At 69.8% G+C, this 20226-nt stretch carries 20 protein-coding genes and 2 pseudogenes; 10 read left to right on the top strand and 12 right to left on the bottom strand.

Features of this window, described 5'->3' with window-relative positions:
* Positions 1-17: 17 nt before the first annotated feature.
* A complete protein-coding gene (locus tag ACWC2T_RS35575) occupies positions 18-1058 on the bottom strand; it encodes a helix-turn-helix domain-containing protein (RefSeq protein ID WP_450674467.1) in 1041 nt (346 codons plus the stop codon).
* A 57-nt stretch (positions 1059-1115) separates the two neighbouring features.
* Entirely contained in the window at positions 1116-2120 is a 1005-nt protein-coding gene (locus ACWC2T_RS35570) for an alpha/beta hydrolase (RefSeq protein WP_450674466.1), read from the bottom strand.
* Positions 2121-2759: 639 nt separating this feature from the next.
* On the opposite strand from ACWC2T_RS35570, the gene ACWC2T_RS35565 reads away from it, so the two are divergent.
* Positions 2760-3788 (top strand): alpha/beta hydrolase family protein, encoded by a 1029-nt coding sequence (locus ACWC2T_RS35565; protein ID WP_450674465.1) that lies wholly within the window; start codon positions 2760-2762, stop codon positions 3786-3788.
* On the opposite strand, the gene ACWC2T_RS35560 is transcribed toward ACWC2T_RS35565, so the two are convergent.
* Positions 3785-4282, bottom strand: coding sequence for a CBS domain-containing protein (locus tag ACWC2T_RS35560; RefSeq protein WP_450674464.1), 498 nt, complete (start codon positions 4280-4282; stop codon positions 3785-3787). The genes ACWC2T_RS35565 and ACWC2T_RS35560 overlap by 4 nt on opposite strands.
* A 223-nt stretch (positions 4283-4505) precedes the next feature.
* Between ACWC2T_RS35560 and ACWC2T_RS35555 the strand changes: the two genes are divergently transcribed.
* A complete protein-coding gene (locus tag ACWC2T_RS35555; protein ID WP_450674463.1) occupies positions 4506-5834 on the top strand; it encodes an alpha/beta hydrolase family protein in 1329 nt (442 codons plus the stop codon).
* Between the two features lie 840 nt (positions 5835-6674).
* Positions 6675-8666, top strand: coding sequence for an aconitate hydratase (locus ACWC2T_RS35550; protein ID WP_450674462.1), 1992 nt, complete (start codon positions 6675-6677; stop codon positions 8664-8666).
* Between the two features lie 58 nt (positions 8667-8724).
* Here the strand turns inward: ACWC2T_RS35550 and ACWC2T_RS35545 are convergent, their stop codons facing one another.
* From ACWC2T_RS35545 to ACWC2T_RS35530, 4 genes are all read right to left on the bottom strand, one after another.
* Complete coding sequence (locus tag ACWC2T_RS35545; RefSeq protein WP_450674461.1) at positions 8725-8865, bottom strand: hypothetical protein; 141 nt, start codon at positions 8863-8865, stop codon at positions 8725-8727.
* A 210-nt stretch (positions 8866-9075) separates the two neighbouring features.
* Positions 9076-10548: a lipase maturation factor family protein gene (locus ACWC2T_RS35540; RefSeq protein ID WP_450674495.1), complete on the bottom strand. Its 1473-nt coding sequence runs from the start codon at positions 10546-10548 to the stop codon at positions 9076-9078.
* Positions 10549-10682: 134 nt separating this feature from the next.
* Entirely contained in the window at positions 10683-11069 is a 387-nt protein-coding gene (locus tag ACWC2T_RS35535) for a hypothetical protein (RefSeq protein ID WP_450674460.1), read from the bottom strand.
* A 200-nt stretch (positions 11070-11269) separates the two neighbouring features.
* Complete coding sequence (locus tag ACWC2T_RS35530; protein ID WP_450674459.1) at positions 11270-11698, bottom strand: Hsp20/alpha crystallin family protein; 429 nt, start codon at positions 11696-11698, stop codon at positions 11270-11272.
* A 193-nt stretch (positions 11699-11891) separates the two neighbouring features.
* On the opposite strand from ACWC2T_RS35530, the gene ACWC2T_RS35525 reads away from it, so the two are divergent.
* Positions 11892-12260: a J domain-containing protein gene (locus tag ACWC2T_RS35525; protein ID WP_450674458.1), complete on the top strand. Its 369-nt coding sequence runs from the start codon at positions 11892-11894 to the stop codon at positions 12258-12260.
* An 82-nt stretch (positions 12261-12342) separates the two neighbouring features.
* On the opposite strand, the gene ACWC2T_RS35520 is transcribed toward ACWC2T_RS35525, so the two are convergent.
* Entirely contained in the window at positions 12343-12528 is a 186-nt protein-coding gene (locus ACWC2T_RS35520; RefSeq protein ID WP_450674457.1) for a hypothetical protein, read from the bottom strand.
* 185 nt (positions 12529-12713) lie between these two features.
* Here ACWC2T_RS35520 and ACWC2T_RS35515 point away from each other — a divergent pair, with 185 nt between their 5' ends.
* Both ACWC2T_RS35515 and ACWC2T_RS35510 read left to right on the top strand, forming a co-directional pair.
* Positions 12714-13028, top strand: coding sequence for a hypothetical protein (locus ACWC2T_RS35515; RefSeq protein ID WP_450674456.1), 315 nt, complete (start codon positions 12714-12716; stop codon positions 13026-13028).
* Between the two features lie 47 nt (positions 13029-13075).
* Positions 13076-13243: a hypothetical protein gene (locus ACWC2T_RS35510; RefSeq protein WP_450674455.1), complete on the top strand. Its 168-nt coding sequence runs from the start codon at positions 13076-13078 to the stop codon at positions 13241-13243.
* Between the two features lie 15 nt (positions 13244-13258).
* On the opposite strand, the gene ACWC2T_RS35505 is transcribed toward ACWC2T_RS35510, so the two are convergent.
* Positions 13259-13690, bottom strand: coding sequence for a DUF2267 domain-containing protein (locus ACWC2T_RS35505; RefSeq protein ID WP_450674454.1), 432 nt, complete (start codon positions 13688-13690; stop codon positions 13259-13261).
* Between the two features lie 189 nt (positions 13691-13879).
* Between ACWC2T_RS35505 and ACWC2T_RS35500 the strand changes: the two genes are divergently transcribed.
* Complete coding sequence (locus ACWC2T_RS35500; protein WP_450674453.1) at positions 13880-15217, top strand: nicotinate phosphoribosyltransferase; 1338 nt, start codon at positions 13880-13882, stop codon at positions 15215-15217.
* A 347-nt stretch (positions 15218-15564) separates the two neighbouring features.
* On the opposite strand, the pseudogene ACWC2T_RS35495 reads toward ACWC2T_RS35500, so the two are convergent.
* Both ACWC2T_RS35495 and ACWC2T_RS35490 read right to left on the bottom strand, forming a co-directional pair.
* Positions 15565-16647, bottom strand: a pseudogene (locus tag ACWC2T_RS35495) (SpoIIE family protein phosphatase); the annotation flags it as partial.
* Between the two features lie 48 nt (positions 16648-16695).
* Positions 16696-16989 (bottom strand): annotated as a pseudogene (locus tag ACWC2T_RS35490) (PAS domain-containing protein); the annotation flags it as partial.
* 372 nt (positions 16990-17361) lie between these two features.
* Here ACWC2T_RS35490 and ACWC2T_RS35485 point away from each other — a divergent pair.
* The gene (locus tag ACWC2T_RS35485; RefSeq protein WP_450674452.1) at positions 17362-17841 is read left to right on the top strand and encodes an Hsp20/alpha crystallin family protein; all 480 of its coding nucleotides are present in this window, start codon (positions 17362-17364) and stop codon (positions 17839-17841) included.
* Positions 17842-17864: 23 nt separating this feature from the next.
* Here the strand turns inward: ACWC2T_RS35485 and ACWC2T_RS35480 are convergent, their stop codons facing one another.
* A complete protein-coding gene (locus tag ACWC2T_RS35480) occupies positions 17865-18836 on the bottom strand; it encodes an alpha/beta hydrolase family protein (protein ID WP_450674451.1) in 972 nt (323 codons plus the stop codon).
* Positions 18837-19003: 167 nt separating this feature from the next.
* On the opposite strand from ACWC2T_RS35480, the gene ACWC2T_RS35475 reads away from it, so the two are divergent.
* Together ACWC2T_RS35475 and ACWC2T_RS35470 are read left to right on the top strand one after the other, a co-directional pair.
* Positions 19004-19600 carry a TetR/AcrR family transcriptional regulator gene (locus tag ACWC2T_RS35475; RefSeq protein WP_450674450.1) on the top strand — a complete coding sequence of 199 codons (597 nt, stop codon included), beginning with the start codon at positions 19004-19006 and terminating at the stop codon, positions 19598-19600.
* Between the two features lie 307 nt (positions 19601-19907).
* Positions 19908-20213, top strand: coding sequence for a hypothetical protein (locus tag ACWC2T_RS35470; RefSeq protein ID WP_450674449.1), 306 nt, complete (start codon positions 19908-19910; stop codon positions 20211-20213).
* Positions 20214-20226: the final 13 nt, after the last annotated feature.

Raw genomic sequence — 20226 nt, 5'->3', positions numbered from 1 at the left:
CGCCGGGAAGTGCGCGCTCAGCTGCCTGCATCGTCGCTGCCCTGGTTCTCGTTCTGGCTGTGAGCGATCCGCCAGAGCAGCAGGGCGACAGTGGCGCGTTGACGTCCGCCTGGTTTGGTGAGCGCGTATCCGAGCTGGGACGCGAGCCAGGTGAGGCGTTCCTGGAGAGTCGAATGGTGGACGTGCAGCAGTGCGGCGGCCTGCCGCAGGCTGGTCAGGTCGAGTACCGCTTGCAGGGTGTCGATCACCCAGGGGCGGGTGACCCGCACCTCGTCGAGGCGGAGTACGTCGCCGACGGCCCCTGCCTCCTGCGGAGTGATCCGCTCGGCGACGGCGGCCAGGGCTCCGAGGCTGTCGAACGCCACGACACTCGGACCGGGCCCGTCCACGCGGTCGGCCAGTTGCAGCGCGATGCGGGCCTGCTCCAGAGCGGTCGGCAGGTGCGCGGGCTCTTGCGCGACCGCCGTTCCGGCTCGCACATCCTGGGGTAGTGCCGGCGTGCCCCGGAGCAGTGTGACGACGTGCTTCCCGATCCGGGTGCCGTGTGGTGTCCAGGGTCCTGCCGAGTCGCTGACGACGACGGTCACGCTTCCGGAGAGTCCCAGCCTGCCGACGGCGTCATGACGGTCGGCCTCGGAGGCATCGGGATCACAGGCGATCCTCACCGCGGTGTCGGCTGAAGGAGGTGCCGAGTCCCTCGTGAGAGTCTGGACCGCCTTGGCCGAGCGTTCGAGGATGAGGGCATCGAGCGGCCCGTCCGTGCCGCTCCGCTCCAGCCACACCCACGAACCAGGCCGGCCCGGCACCGCAGCCCGGGCGCTGGCCTGTGAAGGACCCGTGTCGTCGGGCAGCGCGCGCCCGTCGGGGGCGAACCGACGGGTGAGCCCGCGACCGGCGTCGTGCAGGCCGGCGGCACACCCCGCCAGCGCGGCCGCGGCACGGACCACAGCCGCGAGCGGTGCCCGCTCCTCGACCAGGCCGTCGAAGTGATCGATGACGCCCAGCGCACTGGCCGCCGCGTCGTCGACGACTTCCAGCCTGCCGATGAGATCACGCACGCCAACCTCCAGCACCCACTGTCGCGCCGCCGAACGTGTCGCGGCCGGCCCGGCTTCTCAGAGCTCGATGGCTCGCCGTACGAATTCGTCGCGCGTCGCGTTGGAGGCCCGTGACACAGCCGCGTGGGCCGCCGCCCCGTCGAATCCGTGGAAACCGCCTCCCCACATGTGGAGGTCGACGCTCACACCCGCTTCGGACAGGCGCCGCGCATAGGTGAGGATCTCGTCGCGGAACGTTTCCGCCGAGCCGGTGTCGATGTAGGTGCGGGGGAGACCGCTCAGGTCTTCGGCGCGGGCCGGAGCCGCGTACGGCGACACGTCCGGTCCACCGCGCCGCTCACCCAGGAGGGCGGTCCAGCCGTACAGGTTGTCGTTGCGGTCCCAGATTCCCTCCCCGTCCAGCATGCGGCTGCTGTGCGTCTCGCAGCGGTCGTCGAGCATGGGGCACACCAGGATCTGGTGGCTGAGCTTGGGGAAGGCGCGGTCGCGGGCCATCAGCGCGGTGCCGGCGGCAAGACCGCCCCCGGCGCTCATGCCGGCGACGATCAGGCGCTCCGGATCGATGCCCAGCTCGGCCGCGTTCTTCGCCGTCCACACCAGCCCGGCGTAGCAGTCCTGCACCGGGGCGGGGTCGGGGTGCTCCGGGGCCAGCCGGTACTCGACCGACACCACGACCGCGCTGCCCTCGGCGACGTAGGGGAGCCATGCACCTACCCCGACCTGGCGGTCTCCGACGACCATCCCACCACCGTGAACGTAGTAGATGCCTGCCCTGGAACCGCCGTCCTCGAGAGGGCTGGCGATCAGCAGGGTGATGTCCGGCGCACCATCGGGCCCGGGAACCTGACGCTCCTCCACCCTCACCCTGCCGCCCGCTGTGAGGTCCTCCCGCTCCATTCCCGGAATTCCTTCGGCCATGAGCCGTCGGAGGGTCGGCAGGGACTCGTCCGACAAGGGCGCAACCACGCCGCGCATCGCCTCCTGGACGGGCGCGAGCTCCGGGTCGAACGGCGGGCGGGTCGTGACAGGACCGAGTGTGCCTGGCGTCGTCTGGTCGGCCATCGTTGGCTCCTTCGGGAACGCGGACGGGGAACGTACGGCCACCACTCTCGGGGCCGGGCTCCGGTGTAGGAACCCGCAGGTGGCGGGAACTGTTCCCACCCACCCCGCCAGATGGCGGGGCCCGGCTCCTTCTAGCGGACGACGAGGCGTTCCGCGGCCGGCCCGACGCGGGTGGCGAGCTCGCCCCGGCACCGCTGTGCTCATCCGGGTTGCCCCTACGCCGGCGGCGTAGCCCCGGCCGGTCCATCATGCGTCCGGAACTCAACACCGGCCTCGTTCAGGGCGCGGGTGAGGCGGGTGCGGATACGGGCGCTGCGTGGGCGACACGGGCGGAGGTGAAAGTCCGTCAATCCCACGCAGTGACGTCACTTCCCGTGAACATCTCCGCTGCCGTCGAGCGCCGAGCGACTCCCGAACTGCTCGCGTCCGACGGGTCCGGGGCGGTGAGCGGCGCAGTGCTCGACCTGAGTGCCGTGCACGGTCATCGATCAGCGATCTGTGTGGTGGGGCCAGCCCTACCTGAGATTGTCGTGGCAGCGGGATGGCTCGCGCGACGGGGTGATCGAGAGGATTGAGGTATCGCAGACCACGACCAATTTGGGCTGTGGAGCATCGAGACCTGACACGTGAAGGTGAGTTATGGCCAGCGTCGTCTACCCGGCTCAGCATGCCGCGAAGTACCCAAGGGCGCCGCTGATGACGGCGGGGGCCAGTGCGGGCTTCAACGCCCTCGCAGGCGTCTACAACTACAACGTCCCCAAAGGGACCACGATCAAGTACTCGGCCATCAAGACCTTTGAGCACATGGGAGCGCCGGCGGCCTCCGGCAGGTTCCCGGTGGTGCTGTACTCGCCGGGCCTGGGGGACGTGCGGTCGTGGGACTCGGTGCTCGTCGACCAGTTGGCGAGCGAGGGATACGTCGTGGTGACCATCGACCCGACGTACGACGCCTCCGCGGTCGAGTTCCCCGGCGGCCGGGTCGCGTCGAGCCGGCTCCTCCAGATGGACGCGCAGGCGGTCGCGGACGGGACGGAGACCCAGTTCCTTGAGACGGTTGTGCTTGGCACCCGGGTCGCGGACACGAAGTTCGTGCTCGACTCGCTGACGCGGCTCGCCGACGGCCGGGACCCCGACGCCGAGCACGCGCCGCTGCCCGCCGGACTCGGGTCGGCACTCGACCTCGGCCGAGTCGCCATGTTCGGCCACTCGGGCGGCGGCTTCACCACGCTCGAGGCCATGTACGAAGACCCGCGGATCAAGGCGGGGATCAACATGGACGGGACGCTCGAGTACGTCTTCGGCGCGCCGACGGACACGAACTTCTCACCCGTCGCTCAGCACGGACTGGGCAAGCCCTTCCTGATCCTCTCCAGCGACGCCACGGACGCGTGCACGGCCGCTGACGACCCGTCGTGCGCCGCGGTGCTGGCGCACAGCACTGGCCGGCACGCCGACATCACGCTGCGGGGGACGCGGCACGGCTCCTTGACCGACGCCGAGGTGCTGATGCCGCAGCTGAGCGGGGTGATGACGCCCGAGGAGATCGCCTCGGACACCGGTACCGCGCCGACCTCCGACGTCATGGCGAAGGAGGAGTTGTTCGTATCCGGGTTCTTCGATACGACCCTGTCATGCCGTGACACTCCAGGTGCCGGCGCTGGATCTTAGGAGAGGATCAGCGCCGTCGCCTGAACCACCCTCAGAACCCACGGCCCGGGCGACCAGGTCGGTCGGCGGCTCGGTGACGGCCGACTGGGCGAACATGGCGAGGACCTTGCGGAAGGCGGGACGTCGGCGAGCGCAGCGGGCATCCGGCGAGATGGACCGTGAACTCCGCGAACTCCCGCCCGTCCACGGCGTTGAGGGCGTACGCGCCGACGAACGCGTGCTCGTCCTTGACGGGCTCGGACATGTGTCCGTTCAGGCCGAGGTCGCGGGTCACCGCGGAAACCTCCGGAAGCGCATCCGCCCGCGCTCGGGAGCACGTCATCGGCGTGGATCCGGCCGATCGGGCGGTCGGTGCCGTCGACCACCAGAAGTGAGGGGGCGCGCGAGTCGACCAGCTGGTCTGCGGCCTCGGGCAGCGAGGTGTCGGGGCGAGCAGGCAAAGGCTTGCTGAAGGACCTGTGGACCCACTGACGTCCATGTGTACGCCGCCGCATGCCTCAGCAACAGCCAGACTTGAGGGCAGAACCGTCTGATCGATGACCCATCCGGTCACGTGGTTCACCTGCTCGTGCCGATTGCCGCCGCGGTGAACGCCAGGGCCTCCACATCCGTAGGCCACTACGGCGGTACGGCGTACAACAGCCGATCGCCAGTTCTTTGATCGCTGCTCAACAAAGGGGTCCCATGAAACACCGCCGACCGCGCCACCGTCGCAGAGTGATCGCCAGAGCGGTCGGTACGGCCGGTACGCTGGCCATCGCCCTGGGTGCGGGGATGACGCCGGCGATGGCCGCCGGGAAGACGGCCAACAAGCCCACCGCCACCGGGTTCTCGCCCGACCAGTCCGACCAGTCCGACCGGGACGACGCGCCCTGGGCGCCACAGCACGACGAGGTGCCCAAGCAGCACAAGGCCGTACACCCTGAGGCCCTCACGTCCGGCCGCACGGGCACGTCCGCTCTCCAGCTCAGTCTGCCCGCACCGACCGGGCACCACGGCGTGGGCACGTTCAGCCTGCACCTCGTCGACAAGTCCCGCACGGACCCGTACGTGCCCGGCAACAAGCCGCGCGAGTTGATGGTGTCGTTCTGGTACCCGGCCGCCTCCACCCGCGGTCACTACGCGGCGCCGTGGATGCCGGCAGCCTCAGGTGCCCACTTCCTCGCCTCCCAGGGCCTGACGCCACAACAGGTGACGTTGCCGAAGACCGCGGGCCATGTCCTCGCCCCGGTCGACACCAAGCTCGGCAAGCTGCCCGTCCTGCTGTACTCCAGCGGGCTGCACTCGGACCGTGCGAGAGGCACCGTGCTCGCCGAGGACCTCGCCAGCCGCGGCTACCTCGTCGTCACCGTCGACCACACCCACGACGCCAACGAGGTGCAGTTCCCCGACGGACGGGTCGAGGTCAACACCATGCCGGCCGGCGCGCACTCCTCCGACACGCTCAACGTGCGCGCTGCCGACATCCACTTCGTCATCGACCAGCTCGCCACGATCGCCAAGGGCGGCAACCCGGACGTCGACCACGCCAGGCTCCCCACCGGGCTGTCGCACGCCGTGGACATGTCCCGCATCGGGATGTTCGGCGCTTCGCTCGGCGGCGCGGCGGTCGACACCGCCATGCAACTCGACCACCGCATCGCCGCAGGCGCCAATCTGGACGGCCAGTTCTTCGGCCCGGCACCGGGCAAGAACCTGGACCGCCCCTTCATGCTGTTCAGCTCCGGAACCCACAACCGCAACGACGACGGGTCGTGGCGCACGCTGTGGTCGCATCTGAAGGGATACCGGGTCGACATCCAGCTCCACGGCGCGGCGCACGTGTCGTTCGTCGACGACGAGGCGATGGCGCCCCAGGAGGCAAGCCTGCTCAGACTCACGCCGGCCCAGCTCCAGCAGGTGTACGGCACCATCGACCCCAACCGTGCGATCGAGATCCAGCGCGTCTACCTCGCCGCTTTCTTCGACCAGGAACTGCGCCACCGGCACAGCACCCTGCTCGACGGCCCCGACAAGAAATACCCGGAGATCTCCTTCGTCCGCTGACCAGGTCCTCCGAAGGGCCGGCCCTGAGCTCTCTGTGCCCGGACATATTCAAGTTCAACGGCAAAGGAGGCCGGGCGGCCCTCCCAGGGGAGGTGCTGACGACCCGCTGGCCCGATCCGGCCGACGCGGGCGTCAACCTCGGGATGCCCAGCACCAACTGATCGTCTTGCCGCGGCTGGCACCGGGACGGACGCGGGCGTCGCGAACGTCCGGCCGTTGGGATCCCTTGGCCGAGATTTTCGGTAGGGGCGGGTGCTGGACGGCCGCGCCGGGCACTTTCCGGGGCGGCCGCGTGCGGGTTTCGGCAGCGCCGGTCTGTTCCGGCGGCGCGCCGACTCCTCGAGCCGTTCGACCAGTTCCGCAGCCATGGCCTTGATCGTTTCGGCCGCCGCCGCTCGCAGAGGGTTCGGTGGCCGCTGTGCACGCGTGAACGCGCACATGCTGCTCTGCATGGGCTTGTCGACGAAGGAGATCCATGCCCTGCTCACGAAGTGCTGTCCGCCGCGTCAACGCCCGGACCACTTGCATGCGGCTGGTGTCTGAGTTGGCAGTTTCGGGCTCAGACAGGTCGTTGGCGGGCTGCGAGGAGGGCGGCATCGTCCTCGCGAACGCCGATCGCCAATTGCGCACCGCTTTCGGGACCTTCACGGTCAGCGCACCGTCACGGAGCGTGGCGCCGATCACTTCGGTGTTGATTTCCCCAGACAGCATCGTCCGGCATGCGAATCGCCCCGAGCGCCTCATGGCCCCGCGCATGGTGCCGGTCCGCTCCCGTTCCTTGATCTCGCCCTGAAGCGCGTCGGCTTGCCGGCTCCGTGCGGTGCGCGCAGCCTGGGCGTTGTGACGCTCTCCCACGGCACGCTGGCGCACCGGCTCATCGCCGACCATCTCGTCGACGGCGTGATGGAGCCGGGCCGGGAGATCGGTCTGCGCATCGACCAGACCCTCACCCAGGACGCCACCGGCACCCTGGTGATGCAGGAGCTGGAGGCCCTCGGCCTGGACCGGGTCCGTACCGAGGTCAGCGTCCAGTACGTCGACCACAACCTGCTCCAGGCGGACGAACGCAACGCCGAGGACCACGCCTTCCTCCGTTCCGCCTGCCGCCGCTTCGGCATCTGGTACTCCAAGCCCGGCAACGGCGTCTCCCACCCCACCCACATGCAACGCTTCGGCATCCCCGGCAAGACGCTCGCCGGATCCGACTCGCACACCTGCGCCGCCGGATCGCTCGGCATGCTCGCCATCGGCACCGGAGGCCTGGAGGTCGCGCTCGCCATGGCCGGACGGCCCCTGCACGTGACCATGCCGGAGATCTGGGGCATCCACCTGACCGGCGAGTTGCCCGAGTGGGTGAGCGCCAAGGACGTGGTGCTGGAGCTGCTGCGACGCCACGGCGTCAAAGGGGCGGTCAACCGGATCCTGGAGTACCACGGACCGGGGCTTGAGCACCTGACCGCGATGGACCGGCATGTCATCGCCAACATGGGCGCCGAGCTGGGCGCGACCACCTCGGTCTTCCCCTCCGACGCGGCGGTGCGCGACTTCCTGCGTGCCGAGGACCGGGAAGCCGACTACCAGGAGCGCGCCGCCGACCCGGACGCCGTCTACGACCTCACCGACGAGATCGACCTGGCCACGCTGGAACCGCTCATCGCCCGGCCCACCTCGCCCGGCAACGTCGTACCGGTGCGCGAGGTCGCGGGCGAGCCGATCGGGCAGGCAGTCATCGGTTCCTCCGCCAACCCGGGACTGCGTGACTTCGCCGTCGCCGCCGCGATCGTCGCCGGCCGCCAGACCCACCCGGACGTCAGCTTCGACCTCAACCCCACCTCCCGCGAGATCCTCGCCGACCTGACCAAGACGGGCTCCACGTTCGACCTGATCGCCGCCGGGGCCCGCATCCATCAGGCCGGTTGCCTGGGCTGCATCGGCATGGGCCAGGCCCCTGCCCCCGGCCGGAACAGTCTGCGCACGTTCCCGCGCAACTTCCCCGGCCGCTCAGGCACCGAGCAGGACGCCGTCTGGCTGTGTTCCCCGGAGACCGCCGCCGCATCCGCCCTCACCGGCGAGATCACCGACCCCCGCGACTGGGCGGCCACGGAAGGCGTGCCGTACCCGGACCTGCTGCTGCCCGAGCACGCATCGGTCAACCGCGCCATGCTGGAGCCCCCGCTGCCGTCCGAGGAGGCGTCCCGGATCGAGTTGGAGCGCGGCCCGAACATCTCCGGGCTGCCCGACTTCGATCCACTGCCGGAGGTGCTGGAGGGCCCGGTTCTGCTCAAGTGCGGGGACAACGTCTCCACCGACGAGATCTCCCCGGCCGGCGCGAAAGCACTGCCCTACCGCTCCAACATCCCCAAGCTCGCCGAGTTCACCTTCACCAGGATCGATCCCGACTACCCCCGGCGCGCCGCCGACCTGGCCACCGACCGCTGGCCAGGCGTGCACTTCGTCATCGGAGGGGAGAACTACGGCCAGGGCTCCTCCCGCGAGCATGCCGCCATCACCCCACGCCACCTCGGGCTGCGCGCCGTGGTCGCCAAGTCCTACGCCCGCATCCACTGGCAGAACCTGACCAACTTCGGCGTCCTGCCGTTGGAGTTCACCGACCCGGGCGACTACGACCGCATCGGCACCGGCGACCGGCTACGCCTGGAGAACCTCCACACGGTCCTGGCACCCGGGGCCGAGCCCCTGCTGCGACTGCACAACACCACCAAGGACGAGACCTACGAGGTACGCCACAGCCTCTCCGACGGCCGCCGGCGCACCGTAATCGCCGGGGGCACCATCGCGGCCCTCGCTCGCGAGGAGCAGCAGAACCGGTGACCCGGCTGCCCTGCATACCGCACCGTCTGGCGGGCCAGGAGCGTGCGCGTCACCCCGATCACTCCTCGGGGGCTCCTTCGTCCACCCGGTACGTCCTGGTCCATGTGGCACCGCAGCGGCAGCGGGACAACTCGATCAATTCGCCGCCATCAGTCACACTCAGGCCGTCCCAGATGCGGACGTGAACGTGCTCACCCATAGCAACTCCTCCGATTGGCGGAATGCTATTCAGCGGGCTGTCGAATGGGACAGAGTCGCCCACATGGTGAGATTCGTGCCCTGACCTGGCCGCGGGCTGCGCAAGGGCCGGTGCGGCCATACGGAGTGGGCCGTGCCCGCGATCACCGCTGCGCCTCCGACTCGTCCAGTGCCGCTGTCGGAGACCGTGACGCCTTGCTGGGGACCGCTGTCACTCGGTGAGGGATCCGTGGGCCGGCGAGCGGCGCTCGTTGGTCGCCGCGCGGGCGACGGGCGGCAGGTAGTCCCGCACCAGGGTGCGGCGCCACCAGGCGCCGGTCCGGCGGAGTTCTGGCCATGTGGTGAAGCGGTAGGCGTAGAGGCGGGCGCGCAGGAAGGCGGGCGGGGCGGTGGGGAAGGGATTGCGGCGCAGGAGCCGCAGGGTGGCGGTGTCGTTGTCCAGGAGGCGGACGAGCAGGGTCACGAACCATTCGGCGGCGTACGCGGGCGAGAGCGCCGCGAACCACATCAGCCAGTCCAGTCGCAGGTGGTACGGCGCCACCTGCGGCGGCAGCCTCCGTCTGTCGCCCGGCTTGCCCCTGAACTCGTACTCTTTCCACCGCGTCTGATCAGTGAGGTCCGGCTCGTCGGTGCCCTCGATCACCACCTCGTAGCGGACGCGGCTGACGCTGCCGAACGCCCCATAGGTGTTGACCAGGTGCAGTGGGTTGAAGGAGGCGTTCATCCGCTGGTCGCGGGAGAAGAGGTTGCGGACGGGCCAGTAGCTGAGGACGGTGACCAGGGCGGTCACGGCCAGCACCAGGCCCGCGTACCAGGCGGGCGTTGCGCTGAAGGCCGGTGGCTGCCCGGGCAGGGGCAGGAGGTGAGCGGCGCGTACGTCGTCGATCGCGGACACGGCGAGCAGGATCGCCAGCCAGTTCAGCCAGGCGAAGTTGCCCGACGCCACCAGCCACAACTGGGTGACGACGATGAAGGCCGCCGCCCAGTCGGCCACCGGCTGCGGGGCGAACAGGGCCAGTGGGGCGCCCAACTGCGCGAGGTGGTTGGCCGCGACCTCCGCCCGGTGCACCGGCCGGGGCAGGTGGTGGAAGAACCAGCTGAGAGGACCCGGCATCGGCTGGGTCTCGTGGTGGTAGTACAGGCAGGTCAGGTCACGCCAGCAGCGGTCGCCGCGCAGCTTGATCAGCCCCGCGCCGAACTCCAGCCGGAACAGCAGCCAGATCAGCAGCCCGAGCACGAGCACCGGCGGGGCGACCTCGTCGTTGCCGAGGAAGATCGCGAGGAAACCGGCCTCCAGCAGGAGCATCTCCCACATGAAGGCGTACCAGGCCTGCCCCACGTTGACGACGGACACATACATCGCCCACAGGGCGAACCACATCAGCATCGCGGCCCACAGCGGCACCAGGTCCGCCGCGCCCGCCGCGACAGCGGCGGACAGGGCCGCGCCGGTCCAGACGATGATGGCGAAGAAGCGGTCCGAGTAGTGCCACTGGAAGATGCTCGGTGCCCGCCGGAAAGGCACGGATGCCACGAACCGCGGCACGGGCAGCAGTCCCTGCTCGCCGATCAGAGCCCGGAACTGCAGGGCGGAGCTGACGAACGCCACACCGTAGAGCACGGCGAGGCCTCGCTGGAAGACGAGCCTGCTCAACCAGTAGTCGGCGTTGGCGAACCACTCCATGGTCGGCTCCTCCAGGCGGCGTCGATCCTCGGCGAGCCCGCGGCTGTCCCGCTGGCCGCGGACGGCCGGATCGGAGCCGGGCAATCCCCGTGTCTGCCTGCGAGGAGACCACAGCCTGCGTACGGCCGTGTGGATCACCGTCGCTTCACCGAGGGCCCGGCCGCTCGCGCGTCGGGCTCGGGCTGGGGATGACCGCTCGCCTGCAGGAGGGGCGCGGTGTGGCGCTCGGGACGGTGGGCCCCCTCGGCGGGGACGCGGGTGCGAAGGGTATCCGCGTCGCCGGGCAGGGGAATGGGGCGGCGGGCCACGAGTCTGCCGACCCAGCGCCGGCCACAGTGTTCGCAGGGCGGGGCACCGGCCGGGGTGTAGGGGGAGGGGACCGCCGTGTTGTCCCGGTAGAAGTACTCCCACTCGGCGTCGAGAGCGTCCCGGTAGCGTTGGACGTCGTAGTCGACGCTCCAGCGGTGCCAGCATGCGCCGCAGGTGAACTCGACACGTTCGAGGGCAAGTTCGGTGATCACGGCACGGCACCTCCAGTCGGCTCGGCGGGGACGGCTCGGGCGCGGCGAGGGCTGCGGCGAGCGTGGGGTAGACGGGCATGACCCGGGTGATTTTGCCGACCGCCGCACCGACGGCGCTGCAGTGGTGCGGCGGCCTCACCGCGTGTCCTGGGTACCTGTCAGTGCATCCCTCCTCTCTGCCGCTCATCTCTTCGATGCGGTCAGCTCTCGATCTGCTTGGCCTCTGCGTCTCCCCGGCTGATCTCGATGCGGCGCGGCTTGGCCTGCTCCGTCACCGGGATGTGCAGCGTGAGCACACCGGCGTCGTAGCTCGCGCTGATCTTCTCCAGGTCGAGCGAGTCGCCCAGGAAGAGCTGGCGGCTGAAGACACCGTGCGGCCGCTCCGCTACGAGCAGATCGACCTCCTTGGCGTCCGGGCCGGACCGTTCCGCCCGTACGGTCAGGACGTTGCGCTCCACGTTGAGATCGACGCTGTCCGGGTCGACGCCGGGCAGGTCGAAGTGGGCGACGAAGGCGTCCCCGCTCTGGTAGGCGTCCATCGGCATGGCGGCCGGCCGGGCGAGAGTGCCGAACATCTGCTGGGTGAGTCGGTCGAGGTCCCGGAAGGGGTCCGTTCGGATGAGCACCATTGTTCAGCTCCTTTCGCTGTTCAGCTCCTTTCGTCTGGTGGGATCCGGTTCGTTGGCGGCTTGCCGGTCCGGGCTCCGGGAGCCCGGATTGCCTTTGCCACCCCTATACCTCGTTCCGGTCATACTTGACAAGAGGGAGCTCAAGTTTTATTCAGGCTTGTAGGCAAGTGGATCCGAAACCGCAGCTCACAGCATGTGGGAGGTGGCCTGGATGGAGGTGCCGGACCTGTATGCAGTGCTGGGGGTGGAGCCCTCGGCCACGGTGGAGACGATCATCTCCGCCTTCCGGCGTCAGGTGCGGGAACTGCGCCCCGACACCCGGGTGGATGCCGTCACGGCGGAACGGTTCGTGCGGCTGCGCTCGGCGTACGAGACACTGCGGGACCCCGTGCAGCGCGCGGCCTACGACCAGGCGTACGAGCGGACGTACCGCACCCCGGTCGAACCCCCGCAGGCCCCGGCGCCGCCCCGGCCGCCCCACAGGTTCGTCGTCGTACTCGGCACCACAGCCCCTGAACCGCCACTGCGCGCGGGACCGGTCCGATGGGAACCTCGCGGATGAACAGGACTCCTGCGGGCCGGGCCTCCAATGTCGCTCTTGGCGCGGCCCGTCGGAGCAGCGGCCATTCTCCTCCTCGCCCGTATTAGGACGTCGAGGTCAAGGCGGCCTGGAACGCCTTCATGCACAGGAAACAGTGCTTGTCCGTTGGCGCCTGCCCGCTGAGCTCCTCAGCCTTCTCCACCCCGCATAGCGTGAGGTTCTTGTCTGCCGTCAGCACATGCCACATCGCCTCTCCCGAGGTGTCCGTGCCGCACCACATTTCGTGCATTGTCGGCTCCCTCCTCAGGAACGCACATCGCTTCCATCCCAGCACGGCTCCACCGGGCCGACGCCTTGTGGCAGCCATGCGAGTGACGTGAGCGGGACGTGCACTGGCGCTGGCGCGAAATGATGCCCGCTCTTCCCCAGGTTCGTGCCTGAGGCCCCAACACCCCAGCTCGGTAGGCTCTGTACATGACCGAGAATGAGATCCAGCTCAAGGCCATCGCCGCGCTCACAGCCCTGCGCGGTGGTGTGGGCGGGGATTACGTCTCGGAACTTCTCAGCGAGGTGATTCCCACCCACTTCGCCGTGCCCGCCGAGGCAGGACCGCAAGAGGTGGGGCTTTCGGTACTGAGTCAGCTCTCCCAGCCGTTGAGCGCGCTGATCACCGGATTTGTGCTCGCCTTCCAGGCAGTCGCCGACGCCTACGACCAGACCGAATCCGCCACCTCGACGGAGGAGATCCTGCAGGCACTGGCTCTCGAACTCGCCCGCGACACCGAGTGATCGGCCGCTGGGCGGAGCCCGCGGCATGATTCGGGAGGAGCGGACTGTTGGTGGAGCGTGTCTACGACTACGTCCCCGGCAAGGCCGACGGTGCGGTCACGCGGCGGGCTGACCAGCCGGTGGACGCGGCCGTCACCACAGGTGCCGAACTGGTCGCCGTCCCCCGCGCGGATATGCCCTTGGCAGACGGGATCGGCGTGCTGCTGCGCTACTGACTGCAGAGAGCTCGGTCAGGCAGCCGGTTGGAGGAGGAGCGTGCGGATGTCGTGCGGGAGTTGCTCCAGCGCCGACTCCAGTTGTCCGGGCGACACGTGGTCGCGTACGACGGCAGTGACGGCGGGAACGATCCGGGGTACGTCTTCGGCAGCGACCTTCGCTTCCTCGACGAAGCGGTTCACGTAGCCCTCGCGGTCGTACTTGATCGGAACGGCGCTGGGATCCCAGCCGTCGTAGTAGGCGCCCCGCAGCAGATCGGGGAGCTGCGCGGCGAAGTGGGCGGCCACATCGACGGTGACCCGGTCGCGCAACGTGTGCAGCCAGGTGCGAAGCACCCGGTGGGCGAGGTGGCGGTCCTCGGTTCCAAGGGCTTCGGACACCGCTTTCAGCCAGATGTTGGCGGTGTGAATGGCGTGCTCGAAGTCCGGCGGATGTGTAGTAGGCATAGGTCTTGTCCTTCGAATCTTCCGTGGCACCCGTGCGTTTCCGGGGTGGTCACGCTCCGCATGCGAGTTTCCAGGCCAGGGCGCACGAAACCGGCAGGCAGCCGCGCCGCACACGCTTCGGTCCGTGACACGCGGAAACCCGCCAGGCAGGGCAATGCGGTACCGGAGTGGAGCCGAGGAGGCGGCCTGATGTCCGATGCGACGACCACCGATCTGTACGAAGTGACGATGGCCATGGCGTATCTGCGCGAGGGGATGACCGGCCCGGCGACGTTCAGCCTCTTCGTCCGCGACCTGCCTGCTGACCGTGGCTTCCTGGTTGCCGCCGGGCTGGAGTCGGCCCTGGACTACCTGGCGGACCTGCTCGTCGGCCCGGAGGACGTCGATGCCTTCGCCGCCGCTCTGCACCGGCCGCGGCGGGATCTTCAGGCCCTGCTCGGCCTGGAGTTCACAGGAGATGTGCGGGCGGTGCCGGAGGGACGGATCGTGCTCGCGGGAGAGCCCCTGCTGGAGGTGACCGCGCCTCTTCCGCAGGCGCAGCTGGCCGAGACGTACGTACTCAACCAGCTCAGTCACCAGACCGCGATCGCTTCGAAGGCCGCGCGCTGCGTCCTTGCGGCAGCCGGGCATCCGGTCGTGGACTTCTCCCTTCGCCGGACCCACGGCCCGCAGGCCGGGTTCCAGGCCGCCCGCCTGGGCGCGCTGGCCGGCTTCGCAGGGACCAGCAACGTGGCCGCGGCCACGGCCCTGGGGATACCCGCCGTCGGGACGATGGCCCACTCCTTCGTGGAGGCGTTCCCCACCGAGGAGCAGGCGTTCCGCGCGTTCGCACGGTCCCATCCCGGCCCGGCGACCTTGCTGGTGGACACCTACGACACCGAGGAAGGCGTCCGTGTCGCGGCGCGCGTCCTACGGGACCTGGACCGCGGGCCCGGCTCGGCCGTACGACTGGACAGCGGCGACCTCAAGGCCCTGGCGGAGCGGGCACGCGCCATCCTCGACGGCACGGGCCTGCCGGACGTACAGATCACCGTCAGCGGCAGTCTCGACGAGTACGCCGTCGACGACCTGGTCCGCTCCGGAGCATCGATCGACACCTACGCGGTCGGCACCCGGGTCGGAGTCTCGGCCGACGCGCCCTACCTGGACTCCGCCTACAAGCTGGTGCAGTACGACGGCCGCCCGGTGATGAAGCTGTCCTCGGCGAAGGCGACCGCGCCAGGTCCGAAGCAGGTCTTCCGCCGCCCCGGGTGCGCCGACGTGATCGCTCTCGCCGACGAGCAGCCACCCGAGGACGGCAGGCCGGTGCTGGAGACGGTGATGCGGAACGGGCAGCGTACCGGCAGCAGGCCGACCCTCGACGAATGCCGGGAGAGGCTGGCCGCAGACCTCGCCGAGCTGCCGCCCGAGGCCCGCCGGATCAGAGCCCCCGCAGCGCCCCGTGCGACGGCCTCCGAGCGGCTGAGCACACTCGCGTCACAGGTCCGGCGCCGCATCAGGGCGGAGACATCGGCCCGCACGGCGTAACGCCCTGGTCGTGGCCGTACGGCGCCGGCGTCTCGCTCGTCGCGCACGCCGGCGGCGCTCGGTGCCTGGCCTGCTCGGGCACTGCTCTGCCAACAGATGCGAGGAGCAGTTGCGGGCCGGGCAGACAACGCCTATGTAGGGCAACGGAGTTCAGCGTGACGACGGCGCTGTCCTGGGCCCGCACCCCGTGGTGTCGTCGAGAAGAGCCAGGCGATGATCCGGGGGCACCATCACGGAGGTCAGTCGTGGTCCTCCGCCGGCAGTTGTCCGGCCTGCCGTACGCTGACCAGCCCCACTGACGCGCGGGTTTTTGCGGCGAGAGCCTCCGTCGTGGCAACCTCCCGGGCCGGCGGGGGCTGCTCGGCCCAGACGGTCTTGCCGGTGGACGTGTGCCGGGTGCCCCAGCGTTCGGCGAGCTGCCCCACCAGGAAGAGGCCTCGGCCGCCCTCCTCCAGAGCACGGGCCCGGCGCGGGTGCGGGGTGGTACTGCTGGCGTCGGAGACCTCGCAGATCAGGGCGGTGTCGTGGATGAGCCGCAGCTGAATCGGGGGGTGGGCGTGGCGCAGGGCGTTGGTGACCAGTTCGCTGACGATCAGCTCGGTGGTGGCACTGGCGTCCTGGAGCCCCCAGACCGAGAGCTGGCGCGCGGCCCGCCGGCGTGCGGTGGCGACGATGGCCGGATCCGCGGGCAGGTTCCAGGAGGCCACGTGGGAGGCGCCCATGATGTGGGTGCGGGCGACGAGCAGGGCGACGTCGTCGTCCGGCCGATCAGGAAGGAGCGCCTTGATGACATGGTTGCAGGCGGTCTCCAGCGTGGGCGAGGGCCGGGTCAGGGCTTTCAGCAGAAGCTGCTGTCCGGTGGCGATGTCGCGGTGGCGGGTTTCGACCAGTCCGTCGGTGTAGAGAACGAGCACGCTGTCTTCGGGCAGCCTGGTGTCGGTCGCTTCGAACGGCAGACCGCCCACGCCCAGCGGTGGCCCGGGCGCCACGGTGAGGAAGCGGGTCCTGCCGTCGGGGGTGACGAGGGCCGGGGCGAGGTGGCCGGCGCTGGCCATGGTGCAGTGACCGGAGACCGGGTCGTAGACCGCGTACAGGCAGGTGGCACCGACCTCACCGACCGATTCGATGCCTTCCTCGATCTCTTCGAGGATGAGGTCGTCGAGCTGGGTCAGCAGCTCCTCGGGGGAGAGGTCGACATCGGCGAGGGTACGAACCGCGGTGCGCAGCCGCCCCATGGCGGCAGAGGCATGGATGCCATGGCCCACGACATCGCCGACGACCAGTGCCACCCGGGCTCCTGAGAGCGGGATGACATCGAACCAGTCGCCGCCCACACCGGCCTGGGGATCGGCCGGCAGATAGCGGCTTCCGGTCTCCACCGCCAGCCGGGCCGGGCGGTGATGCGAGAGCAGGCTGCGCTGCAGAACCAGGTCGGCGGCGTCGCCCTCCTGCGGGAGATCGGCTTGGAGGAACCACTGGATGTGTTGCTCGGCGTCCATCAGCGGGCAGACCCAAAGGTCGGCTTCGACCCGACGCCCGCCCTGGTCCCGCAGCGTCACCCGTCCCGTCCACGCCTGCCGCCGGGCCAGGCTCTGCCTGGCTGCTTCGGGCAGGTCGGCGGCCAACAGATCCGACGCCCGACGTCCCACGATCTCCCCCGGCGCGTAGCCCAGCAGCAGCCGGGCACCCCGGCTCCAGGCGGTCACGACGCCCTGTGCGTCAACGGCCACCACGGCTGACTCTCGCACCCGCGGAATGCCATACGTACGCATCGACCTCAGCCCCCGCACGTGCCCCGCACGTGCCCGGCGGTTCGGCGAACCCTCACGACAACACCGTCCGGCCTCTGAACATTCCCCCGACAGGCCGCAGCCCCTGCTGTCGCCCGTGCGCGCCGGTGGGCTGGAACTGTCGGCCGACTCCGCGGCCGACCGTGGTCATGGACGCACCCGCGGCGCGACACGGTTCGGACACTGGAGTTCCGTCTTCGGCGCGCCGTGCTGGGCGAGCCTCACCAGCCGAGACCTCGCGACCTCGCACATGGCCGTCGGCGGGGCAACAGACAGGGTTGAGTCGCCCGGTTCAGCAGGGGCGCGCACCATGGGAAGTGACCCGCATGGCCCACTCGCCGGAGGTGAACCGCCATGACGCTGCCCGTACGACACCGGCCCGGCAGCCTGCTGGAGAGGTCGTTCCCCGGCTTCCGATGGGGTGAGCCCATCGCCGCCGAATTCGAGGATCTGTTTGAGCGCATGAATCGGCTGCTGGAAGGCGCCACCACTGCCGGTCCCGCCGCGCTGGCCTGGTCTCCGGCGGCCGACATGTGCGAGACCGACAACGCCTACGTCATCGAGGCGGAACTACCCGGGATCAAGCGCGACGACATCAACATCGAGATGAGCGAGCGTGAACTGCGTATCACCGGGGAGTACAAGGAGCGGGAGCGCGAAGGCGTCCTGCGCCGCAGCACCCGCCGCACCGGCAGCTTCGAGTACCAGGCCCTCCTGCCCGCCGATGTCAGGGCGGAGAAGGTCAGCGCCACCCTTCACGACGGCGTCCTGACCGTCACCGTGCCCAAGGCACAGGCCACCAAGCCACGGCACATCGAGATCACAGAGTCCTGACACCTGGTTTCCTGACACCTTCGTCAGTCGACGTTCTTGGATTCGACGCGTCCTATCGGATCGGGGCCGGTCGTCAGTGCCTCGCACTCGGCCTGCCACGTGGGGGCACCGGGGTGAAGCCGGGTGTGGAGGTAGGCCGCGGTGAGCCGGGCGAGGGCGGCGACTCGTGCGGGGTTCTCGTCGGTGGTCTCGGCGGCGTCGTAGCCGGCGATCCCGCCGAGCCCGTGCTCCGCGCCGAACAGGGTGAGCAGGGTCTTGGGTCCGGGGGCGAGGGTGTAGGGGTCGGCGTGCCAGTCCGGCCCCATGTCCGTGAAGTGCCTGGAGTCGTCCTGGTCGCCGGCGACGACCAGCGTGGGTGTGGTCATGGTGGAGAAGTCGATGGTCCGGAAGACCGGCAGCGCGTCGGCCATCGGTCCGTTGAGGACGTCACCCCGGCCGGGCGCGGCGAGCAGCACGCCCGCCTTGATCCGCGGTTCGAGAAGACTCACCTCCGCCCCCTCGTCGGGGTCGGTGACCCGGGCACCGAGCAGGAGGCTGGAGGTGAAGCCGCCGAACGAGTGCCCGGCAACGGCGACCCTGGTGTGGTCGATCCGCCCGGAGAGCCACGGCACGGCCTTCTCGATCAGGTCGAGTCGATCGAGGATGTGCGACATGTCCTCGGAGCGCGAGCGCCAGAAGAAGGGCGCCCCGGGGGCGTCGGCGACCAGGTGGCTCAGCGTCCTGGAGGTGAGGTGGGTTGGCTGGATGACCACGAATCCGTGGGCGGCCCAGAAGTTGACGAGCGGCGCGTAGCCGTTGAGCGAGGAGAGGTTGTTCGAGGGGCCGTGGCCGTGAGAGAGCAGGATGACGGCAAGTCCGGTTCCGCTCGCGGGTGCGGAGACGCGTATCTGAAGGTCCACGGGACGTCCGGGCACGGAAAGGACTACGGGACTGAAGGACGCGACCGGGACGGGCGTGCCGAAGGCGTCGGCGCCGGTGGCAGTGGATGTGCTCACGATGTGGGTTCCCTTTCGGTGGCACCTGCTGTCCGCCGGTCTCCAGCGACCGGCGACGGGCAAGGTGGTCAGGAGCGTCCTGCTTCGACTAACCTGAAGCGGAGCATCGCTCCACTTATTATCCGGAGCGGCGCTCCGTTTTGTCAATCGGTGTGGAGGAGTGCGCGATGGTCACCGACACCCCTACTGGGCAGTCGCCGTCCCGAGGCAAGCGGGCCGACGCACAGCGCAACCGGCAGACGGTGCTCACCGCCGCCGCCGAGGTGTTCGTCACCTCCGGCGTCGACGCGCCGATCCGTCAGATCGCGGCCCGAGCGGGCGTCGGGATGGGCACGATCTATCGCCACTTCCCGACCCGGGCGGATCTCGTCACGGCCGTCTACCGCCATCAGATCGAGGCATGCGCCGAGGCCGGCCCGAACCTGCTGGCCAGTGTCGACTCCCCGCTCGACGCGCTGCGCCGGTGGATTGACCTTTTCGTCGACTTCCTCGTCACCAAGCATGGGCTCGCCGACGCCCTGCAGTCCGACCACGACCGCTTCGCCGCGCTGCACGCCTACTTCCTCGACCGCCTGCTGCCCGTCTGCGCCCAACTTCTCGACGCCGCGGTCGAGGCCGGTGAGATCAAGCCCGTTACGCAGCCGTACGAGTTGATGCGCGGCATCGGCAACCTCTGCATCGGACGTGACGACGACCCCCGCTACGACCCCCGACGCCTGATCGCTCTCCTGCTCCAGGGACTGCAGCGACCTCACGCGTCCTGATGCCGACGAGCGGGCATCGCGACCTGGTCCCTCCGCGCTTCCACGCGATCGTGCTGGACCTCCACCATGTCCCGCCTTCCGGCCCGGGGCGTCGGACACACACAGGGGGAGCGCCCCGGTGCACTCGGTCGCCTCGCACCAGAGCTGCACGTGCCGGAGCAGACGTGCCGGGTGCCTCGTCTGCGTCCCGCGACACCCGCTTGATTCGCCGGCACCGCGATCGCCGCGCAGGCGGGATCGGTGCGGTGGACCTACGGTGGTCGAAGTGGCGCCGACGAGCCGAATGGCCGTAGCGGAGGAGACCGCGATGGAGGAGCACTTTGTCTGGGTGACGACCCGCCGCATTCGTCCGGGCACCCTGGAGGACTTCGAGAAGGCGTGGCGGCCGGCCACCCACCCGCGGGGTATGCGTCGCGCCCTCGCGTACTGGTCCGAGGACGGACAGGAGATCACCGGGGTGTCCTTCTGGGACTCCAAGGAAGCCTGCGACTCCTGGCGGGCCTCCGAGCCCGAGGCGCAGCGGCGTGCCGCCATGGCCCCGTACGTCGTGGAGGAGCGGGAAGGCTTCTACCGCGGCCGTGAACTCGCCATCCCCAGCGGCAGCCCTGGCTGAGGAACTGTCGCGA

It is taken from the genome of Streptomyces sp. NPDC001393, from assembly GCF_053597455.1.
Note: the sequence above shows the minus strand (reverse complement) of the source record. Positions and strands in the feature narration are given on the sequence as shown.